Origin of the sequence: Streptomyces sp. NPDC026672, assembly GCF_040638185.1 — a bacterium.
Lineage (GTDB): Bacteria > Actinomycetota > Actinomycetes > Streptomycetales > Streptomycetaceae > Streptomyces.
Genome location: NZ_JBEZXS010000095.1, coordinates 1 through 7,885 on the forward strand (window position 1 = coordinate 1; position 7,885 = coordinate 7,885).

7 protein-coding genes, 1 rRNA gene and 1 pseudogene are annotated in these 7,885 nt (G+C 73.0%); 2 read left to right on the forward strand and 7 right to left on the reverse strand.

Annotated elements, in window-relative coordinates:
• Positions 1 to 90: 90 nt before the first annotated feature.
• From AB0F77_RS42775 to AB0F77_RS42785, 3 genes are read right to left on the reverse strand one after another with little or no spacing between them, the layout of a single operon-like run.
• Positions 91 to 996 carry an NAD kinase gene (locus AB0F77_RS42775; protein WP_361960155.1) on the reverse strand — a complete coding sequence of 302 codons (906 nt, stop codon included), beginning with the start codon at positions 994 to 996 and terminating at the stop codon, positions 91 to 93.
• A complete protein-coding gene (locus AB0F77_RS42780; RefSeq protein ID WP_361960158.1) occupies positions 993 to 1,808 on the reverse strand; it encodes a TlyA family RNA methyltransferase in 816 nt (271 codons plus the stop codon). Before AB0F77_RS42780 ends, AB0F77_RS42775 begins: the two co-directional genes overlap by 4 nt.
• Before the next feature lie 7 nt (positions 1,809 to 1,815).
• Positions 1,816 to 2,139: a hypothetical protein gene (locus AB0F77_RS42785; RefSeq protein WP_361960160.1), complete on the reverse strand. Its 324-nt coding sequence runs from the start codon at positions 2,137 to 2,139 to the stop codon at positions 1,816 to 1,818.
• Between the two features lie 42 nt (positions 2,140 to 2,181).
• Between AB0F77_RS42785 and AB0F77_RS42790 the strand changes: the two genes are divergently transcribed.
• Positions 2,182 to 2,529: a sterol-binding protein gene (locus AB0F77_RS42790; protein ID WP_361960163.1), complete on the forward strand. Its 348-nt coding sequence runs from the start codon at positions 2,182 to 2,184 to the stop codon at positions 2,527 to 2,529.
• Here the strand turns inward: AB0F77_RS42790 and AB0F77_RS42795 are convergent.
• A pseudogene (locus AB0F77_RS42795) lies at positions 2,513 to 2,748 on the reverse strand (ABC transporter ATP-binding protein); the annotation flags it as partial. The gene AB0F77_RS42790 and the pseudogene AB0F77_RS42795 sit on opposite strands and share 17 nt — an antisense overlap.
• A gap of 150 nt (positions 2,749 to 2,898) precedes the next feature.
• Positions 2,899 to 3,927 (reverse strand): HAD hydrolase-like protein, encoded by a 1,029-nt coding sequence (locus AB0F77_RS42800; RefSeq protein WP_361960166.1) that lies wholly within the window; start codon positions 3,925 to 3,927, stop codon positions 2,899 to 2,901.
• Between the two features lie 71 nt (positions 3,928 to 3,998).
• Here AB0F77_RS42800 and AB0F77_RS42805 point away from each other — a divergent pair, with 71 nt between their 5' ends.
• Complete coding sequence (locus tag AB0F77_RS42805; protein ID WP_361960168.1) at positions 3,999 to 5,285, forward strand: DUF1015 domain-containing protein; 1,287 nt, start codon at positions 3,999 to 4,001, stop codon at positions 5,283 to 5,285.
• 92 nt (positions 5,286 to 5,377) lie between these two features.
• On the opposite strand, the gene AB0F77_RS42810 is transcribed toward AB0F77_RS42805, so the two are convergent.
• Both AB0F77_RS42810 and rrf read right to left on the reverse strand, forming a co-directional pair.
• Positions 5,378 to 6,241 carry a tetratricopeptide repeat protein gene (locus AB0F77_RS42810; RefSeq protein WP_361960171.1) on the reverse strand — a complete coding sequence of 288 codons (864 nt, stop codon included), beginning with the start codon at positions 6,239 to 6,241 and terminating at the stop codon, positions 5,378 to 5,380.
• A gap of 1,347 nt (positions 6,242 to 7,588) precedes the next feature.
• Positions 7,589 to 7,705, reverse strand: a 5S ribosomal RNA gene (gene rrf, locus AB0F77_RS42815).
• Positions 7,706 to 7,885 lie beyond the last annotated feature (180 nt).

A 7,885-nucleotide genomic window follows, 5' to 3' on the forward strand; every position in this document is an offset into this window, starting at 1 on the left:
CCCTCGTACTGGATGTACTCGGGCGTTCCGACAACGCAGCGAGTGTGCGTGCCAGGCGTCGCGGGCCAGGCGGGACTTTCGAAACACGCCCTAGGGCCGTGCCCCCCGCCAGCCGGAGACCGGCAGGGCGAACTTGGCCACCAGGCGGTCCGTGAACGAGGCGTGGTGCAGGCGGGCCAGCCGCACCGGCACCGCCCCGCGCCGCACCTCGACCCGCGCCCCGGGCGGCAGCTCGACCGTCCGCCGGCCGTCGCACCACAGCACGCCCGGCGGAACGTGCGGCAGCACCTCCACCGCGAGCACCGACTCCGGCGAGGTGACCAGCGGCTTCGCGAACAGCGCGTGCGCGGAGATCGGCACCATCAGCAGCGCCTCCACCTCCGGCCACACCACGGGCCCGCCCGCCGAGAAGGCGTACGCCGTCGATCCGGTCGGTGTGGACAGGACGATCCCGTCGCACCCGAACCCGGTCACCGGCCGCCCGTCGATCTCCAGCACGACCTCGAGGAGCTTCTCGGCGCCCGCCTTCTGCACGGCCGCCTCGTTGAGCGCCCAGTCCGTGTGCACGATGTCGCCGTTGCGGTGCACGACGACGTCGACGGTCATCCGCTCCTCGACCTCGTACGCCTTGGTCACCACCCGGTCGACGACCTTGTCGAGGTCGTCCCGCTCGGCCTCCGCGAGGAAGCCGACGCTGCCCAGGTTGACGCCGAGCATCGGCACCCCGGAGGCGCGGGCGAACTCGGCGCCCCGCAGGAGCGTCCCGTCACCGCCCAGCACGATCAGCAGCTCGCACCCGTCGAGGCACTGCGGGGTCGCCTCCTTGACGAGCTCCACCTCCTCGGGCAGCGGGATGTCCTGCGCCTCCTCCTCCAGGACGCGCACCCCGATGTCGGAGTGCAGCAGCCCCTTGACGACGAGTTCGGCGCTGCGGATGGCCGCGGGCCGCCCGGTGTGGGCGAGCAGGAAAACAGTTCGAGCTCGGTTCGGTGTCAACGCGGCCCCTCCGCCACAGCACGGTCAACGTCGGCCGGGTCCAGTTCCGCTGCCCCGGCCCGCAACCACAGAAAGTACTCGACGTTGCCGGACGGCCCGGGCAGCGGGCTCGCGGTGACCCCCCGCACACCGAGCCCCAGCTCCCACGCCCTCGCGGCCACGCCCCGCACGGCCTCCGCCCGCAGCTGCGGACTCCGTACGACTCCCCCGCTCCCCAGCCGTTCCTTCCCCACCTCGAACTGCGGCTTGACCATCATCACCAGGTCTGCGTCCGGTTTCACGCACGCCTTCAGGGCGGGCAGGACCAGTCCGAGCGGGATGAAGGACAGATCACCCACGACAAGATCCACAGGTTCCCCATCGATCGCTTCAAGCGTCAACTCGCGTACGTTCGTACGGTCCTTGACGGTGACGCGTTCATCATTGCGGAGAGACCAGGCGAGTTGGCCGTAACCCACGTCCACGGCGACGACGTGGGCGGCCCCGGACCGCAGCAGGACGTCGGTGAAGCCCCCGGTGGACGCGCCGGCGTCCAGCGCCCGGCGCCCCTCGACGACCAGGCCCAGCGGTACGAAAGCGGCCAGCGCCCCGGCGAGCTTGTGGCCGCCGCGGGAGACGTAGTCGGGGTCGCCGTCGTCGGCCGTGACGACGATCGCGGCGGCGGTCTCGACCTGGGTGGCGGGCTTCGTGGCGACGGTCCTGCCCACGCTGACCCGCCCCGCGGCGATCAGCTGGCTGGCGTGCTCGCGCGAGCGCGCGAGCTTGCGGCGGACCAGCTCCGCGTCCAGACGGCGGCGTGCGACTCCTGCCACGTTCGGTTCAGCTCCTGTTCCCGTACGACGGTGGGGGCACCGGGCGGGCCGGTGCCGGGGGCGCCGGTGGTCCCGGGCGGGCGTCGAGCGCGGTGAGCGCGTCGCGCAACCCCCTGTGTACATCCTCGTACACCTCGACGTGGCCGTCGGTCGCGAGGTGGTCGGCGTCGGCCAGCCGCTCCAGCAGGGCGTCGACCTCGGCGTTGCCGGTGGGGGTCCGGGACACGTCGAGCGGGGCGGGGGCGGCGGGGTCGTGCCCGGCGTCGGCCGCCGTCCTGTCGGCCGCCGTCCCGTCCTGCGGGCCCTCGGCCTGCGGCGCGGAGTCGTTCATGCCCCGACGCTACCGCGAAGCGCTGGGGTACCGTCGGTCGCGATGGCCACGATCGAGGAGTGCCGAGCCGCACTCGAGAAGCTTTCCGAGAACATGCGGGGCGCCGACGGCGACGTCCGGGCGGCCGCGGCCCTGGACCGCTCGGTGAGCTGCCACGTCACGGATCTGGACGTGACGTTCGCGGGCCGGATGACCGGTGGCGGGATAGTGGTCGACGAGACCTTTCCCGGACCACCGCGCGAAAAGGCCGGGATCAGGCTGGTCATGGCCGGCGACGACCTGGTGGCGCTGGTGGACGGCGAGCTGAACTTCGCGAAGGCGTGGGGCTCGGGCCGGGTGCGCCTGGAGGCGAGCCTGCTCGACCTGTTCCGGCTCAGGAAGCTCCTGTGACGACCGCCGCCCGTGCCCTGCGGGCCGCGGGCACCACCAGGGGCGCACCGGTCTCCGGGTCGTCGACGACCCGGCCGTCGCGCAGCGCGACGAGGTGGGTGGCGTAGCGGGCCGCGTGGTCGAGGTCGTGCAGCACGACGACGAGGGTGCGGCCCTGCTCCTCGGCAGCAGCGGGGCCTGCTGGGCGAGCACCCTCGCGATCCACGCTCGCCGGCGCCGGCGAGCGGCCCGAGGGCGCGTGTCACTCGCCGCCCGGGAGGCCCGACGGAGGGGACCACACGCTGCTCGGGAGGATGATCGACCGACACGAAGTCAGGTCAGCCCATCCTCACCTCCGCCTCGGCGGCCGCCTCCCCCGCGCACACCGGGTCACAGACCGAGTCGGGCCAGGGCCTTGCCCCCGTCCAGACCGCACTCGCCGTCGCCCGCCGCCGTCCAGGCCGCCGCGCACAGGGCGCGCAGGCCGTCCAGGGGCTCGCCGTCGCCGGACAGGTCGAGCCGGTCGGGACCCGCCGTCGCCGTCCAGCCCCCGCAGCCGAAGCCCCCGCCCTCCGCGGTGATCTCCGGCTGACCGGTCAGCAGCCCGCGCAGGTCCGCGTCGACGTACGTCGGCCGGTGCCGCGGCGGCGCCGCGAGCAGCTGCGCCCCGTCCGTGACGCCGGTCAGCACGAGCAGCGAGTCCACCCCGCCGTTGATCGCGCCCTCGATGTCCGTGTCCAGCCGGTCCCCGACCACCAGCGGCCGCTCGGCCCCGGTCCGCAGGATCGTCTCCCGGTGCATGGGCGGCAACGGCTTGCCCGCCACCTGCGGCTCCGCCCCCGTCGCGATCCGTACGACCTCCACCGCCGCGCCGTTGCCGGGGGCGATGCCGCGCCCGCTCGGGATCGTCAGGTCGGTGTTGGACGCGAACCACGGCACACCGCGCGCCACCGCGTAACTCGCCTCCGCGAACCGCCCCCACGCCATGTCCGGGCCGCCGTACCCCTGCGCCACCGCCGCCGGGTCGTCGTCCGCCGACTCCACCGGCTCCAGGCCGCGCTCGCGCAACGCCACCCGCAGCCCCTCACCGCCGATCACCAGCACGCGCGCGCCTCGCGGCACCTGCTCGCTGATCAGCCGCGCGACCGCCTGCGCCGAGGTGATCACGTCCCCGGCGCCCGTCGGTATGCCCAGGTCGGTCAGATGACCGGCCACGGTGTCCGGCGTGCGCAGCGCGTTGTTGGTGACGTAGGCCAACCGCATGCCGCCCGAACGGGCGAGTTCCAGCGACTCGACCGCGTGCGCGATCGCGTCACCTCCCGCGTACACCACCCCGTCCAGATCGAGCAGCGCCGTGTCGTACGCCGCATTCAGGGGCCGGCCACTGCCCTCCGGCTTCGTCCTGACGCCCTGGCTCATTCCACATCGCTCCTCGTTCGCTCGCTTTCCCCGATCATCCCCCACGCCACTGACACACGTACGATGCCGGGATGAACACTCCCGGTCACCCGGAAGCAACGGCCGGCGGCCTGGAACTCACCCCGTTCCGTGGCCTCCGCTACGACCCCGACCGGGTCGGCAGCCTCGCAGCCGTCACCTCCCCGCCGTACGACGTCGTGGTGCGCCCCGACGGCCTGCACCACCTCCAGTCCGCCGACCCGCACAACATCGTCCGCCTGATCCTCCCGCAGGCCGACACGCCCGCCGCCCGCAACAAGCAGGCGGCCGAGACCCTGCGCGGCTGGCTCGACGAGGGCATCCTGACCACCGACCCCGTCCCCGGCCTGTACGTCTACGAACAGCGCGACGGCGACGGCCTGGTCCAGCGCGGCGTCATCGGCGCGCTGCGCGTGTGCGACCCCGAAGAGGGCGTCGTGCTGCCCCACGAGGACGTGATGCCGCCCGTCGTCGCGGACCGCGCGGCCCTGATGCGCGCCACCTGCGCCAACCTCGAACCCCTCCTGCTCACCTACCGCGGCGACGGCACCACCGCCGACGTCGTCGACCGCGTCACCGAGCGCACCCCGCTGCTGGCGACCACCACCGAGGACGGCTTCGAGCACCGCCTCTGGTCGCTGACCGACCCCGCCGAACTGGCCCTCGTGCGGAGCGACCTGAGCGGCCACCAGGCCCTGATCGCCGACGGCCACCACCGCTGGGCGACGTACCGGCTGCTGCGCGCGGAGCACACCTCGCCGAGCGCCTGGGACTACGGCCTGGTGCTCCTCGTCGACACCGTCCGCCATCCCCTGCGCGTCCGCGCCATCCACCGGCTGCTGCACGGTCTGCCGGTCGCGGACGCCGTCGCCGCGCTGACGGGCCTGTTCCGGGTACGGCGCCTGGACGTGCCGCTCGCCGACGCCCTCGGGGCGCTGGCGGAGGCGGCCCGCGAGGGCAACGCGTATCTGCTCGCCGGCGACGGCGCCTTCCACGTCGTCGACCGGCCCGATCCCGCCCTGCTGGCCCGTACGGTCCCCGCCGACCGCCCCGAGGCGTGGCGCACCCTGGACGCGACGGTCCTGCACGCGGTGCTCCTCGACCACGTCTGGCACGTCCCCGAGGACTCCCCCGCCCACATCGCCTACATCCACGACACCGCCGCCACGGTCGAGAAGGCCGAACGCGACGGCGGCACGGCGGTCCTGATGCACCCGGTCCGCGAGGAGGTCGTCCGCGATCTGGCACGGCAGGGCGTGACGATGCCCCGCAAGTCGACGTCGTTCGGTCCGAAGCCGGCGTCGGGGCTGGTGCTGCGCCTGCTCGACCTCGACCTCTGATCCGCGCGCCGGGGCGTGGTGCGACGGCCGGTGCAACAGGAAGAGGGCGGGAACCCGGTGTTCGGGTTCCCGCCCTCCGTCACTGCTCCGGGTCAGTCCCGGTCGCCGCCACCGGACTCCGTCCTGGGGGCGTCGGTGCCCTCGGCGTCCACCACGTCCTCGTCGTCGAACTCGTCGTCCTCGGGATCGTCGTGCTCGTCGTCGTCATCGAGGTCGTCGCCGCCGTCCTCGTGGTTCTCGGCGTCGTGGTCGGCGTCGCCGTCCTCGGCGTCCTCGTCGTCGAGGACGTCCATGAACTCGACGCCGTCCAGCTCGGCCAGCCGGTCGGAGGCGTCCGTGCTGCCGTCGCGGTCGGCCTCCACGGCCTTGGCGAACCACTCACGGGCCTGGTCCGCACGCCCGGCGGCGAGGAGGGCGTCGGCGTACGCGTAGCGCAGTCGCGCGGTCCACGGCTGCACGGAGTGGGAGGCCAGTTCGGGGCTCTGCAGCGTCACGATGGCCGCTTCCAGCTGCCCCATGTCACGCCGGGCACCGGCCGCGACGAGCCGCATCTCGACCTGACCGGCCTTGTCCAGCTTGTGCACCTCGGGTGCGCCGGCCATGTCCAGCGCCTTCTCCGGGCGCCCGAGTCCGCGCTCGCAGTCGGCCATCACGGGCCACAGGTCCACGTTGCCGGTCATGCGCCGCGCGGCGCGGAACTCGGCGAGAGCCTCGGAGTACTTCTGGCTCGCGTAGGCGGCGAACCCGGCGGCCTCACGCACGGCCGCGACACGCGACGCGAGCCGCAGGGCCACCCTGGAGTAGCCGTACGCGCCCTCGGGGTCCTCGTCGATGAGCCGGGCGACCATCACCAGGTTCTTGGCGACGTCCTCCGCGAGCGTCTTGGGCAGGCTCTGGAGCTCCTGCCGTACGTCCTTGTCGATCTCGTCGCCCGTGACGTCCTCGGGGATCGGCAGCCGCTTGATCGGCTCCCGGTCCCGGTCGCGCTCCCGGTCGTCACGGAAGCGTCCGCCACCGCGCCGGTCGTCGCCGGGACGCCCGCGGAAGCCGCCACCCGGGCGTCCGCCCCTGTCGTCGCGCCGGTCGTCACGCCGCCCGTAGCCGCCACCGCCGCGGCTGTCGTCGCGGCGGAACCCGCCACGGTCGCCGTCACGCCTGTCGTCGCGCCTGTCGTCCCTGCGGTCGTCCCGACGGTCATCGCGCCGGTCGTCCCTGCGGTCGTCGCGGCGATCGTCACGCCGGTCGTCCCGGCGGAAGGGGGGACGGTCGTCACGGCCGCGGAAGCCGCCGCCACGGTTGTCGTCGCGACGGTAACCACCGCGGTCGCCGCCGTCCCGACGGTCGTCCCTGCGGTCATCGCGGCGATCGTCACGCCTGTCGTCCCGTCGGTCGTCCCGACGGAAGGGGGGACGGTCGTCGCGGCGTGCGTACCCGCGGTCGTTGTCCCGCCCGTGGCCACCGCGGTCGTCACGACCCCGGTAACCGCCACGGTCGTCGTCCCGACGGAAACCGCCCCGGTCGTCACGACGGTCATCACGCCTGTCATCGCGCCGGTCGTCACGACGGAAGCCGCCGCGCTCACCGTCCCGGCGGTCACCGCGGTCACCCCGGTCGTCGCGCCGGTAGGCGGGACGCGGTCCGCGGTCACCGTCGCGGCGGTCGTCACGGCGATCGTCGCGTCGCACGTAGCCGCCACCGCCGGCGCCACGGCTGTCGTCGCGGCGGAACCCACCGCGGTCGCCGTCACGCCTGTCGTCCCTGCGGTCATCGCGGCGATCGTCACGCCTGTCGTCCCGTCGGAAGGAGGGACGGTCGTCGCGGCGGAAGCCGCGGTCACGGTCGCCGCGGTCGTCACGACGCGGGCCGCCACCGACGCGGTCGTCACGGCGGTACGGCGGACGCGGTCCCCGATCGCCTTCCCGCCGGTCGTCTCGCGGGGCGTCCCTGCGGTCGTCGCGCCGGCCGTAGCCACCGCCGCGGTTGTCGTCGCGACGGAAGCCACCGCGGTCGTCACGACCCCGGTGACCGCCACGGTCGTCGTCCCGACGGAACCCTCCGCGGTCGTCGCGGCGATCGTCGCGCCTGTCGTCTCGACGGCCGTATCCGGGACGGTCGTTGTCGCGACGGAAGCCGCCACGGTCACCGCGGTCACCACTGTCCCGTCGGCGCTGATCGCGCTCCGGTCGGTCTTCGGGAGAGTTGGTGGACATGGTGACTCCTGTCTTCGGTACCTCAAGCATTGTAAAAACGAAAGGACCCCTGGTCCCAGCTGAACGCTGGGACCAGGGGTCCTTCCAAAGATTGTTCGGCGGTGTCCTACTCTCCCACAGGGTCCCCCCTGCAGTACCATCGGCGCTGTAAGGCTTAGCTTCCGGGTTCGAAATGTAACCGGGCGTTTCCCTCACGCTATGACCACCGAAACCCTAATGGTTTCGAGCGAACAAGCACACTCTTCAATTGTGTGTTCAGCTCTGAAGCCGACAACTGTTCGTTGTCTCAGAACATACACAGTGGACGCGAGCAACTGAGGACAAGCCCTCGGCCTATTAGTACCGGTCACCTCCACCAGTCACCTGGCTTCCAGATCCGGCCTATCAACC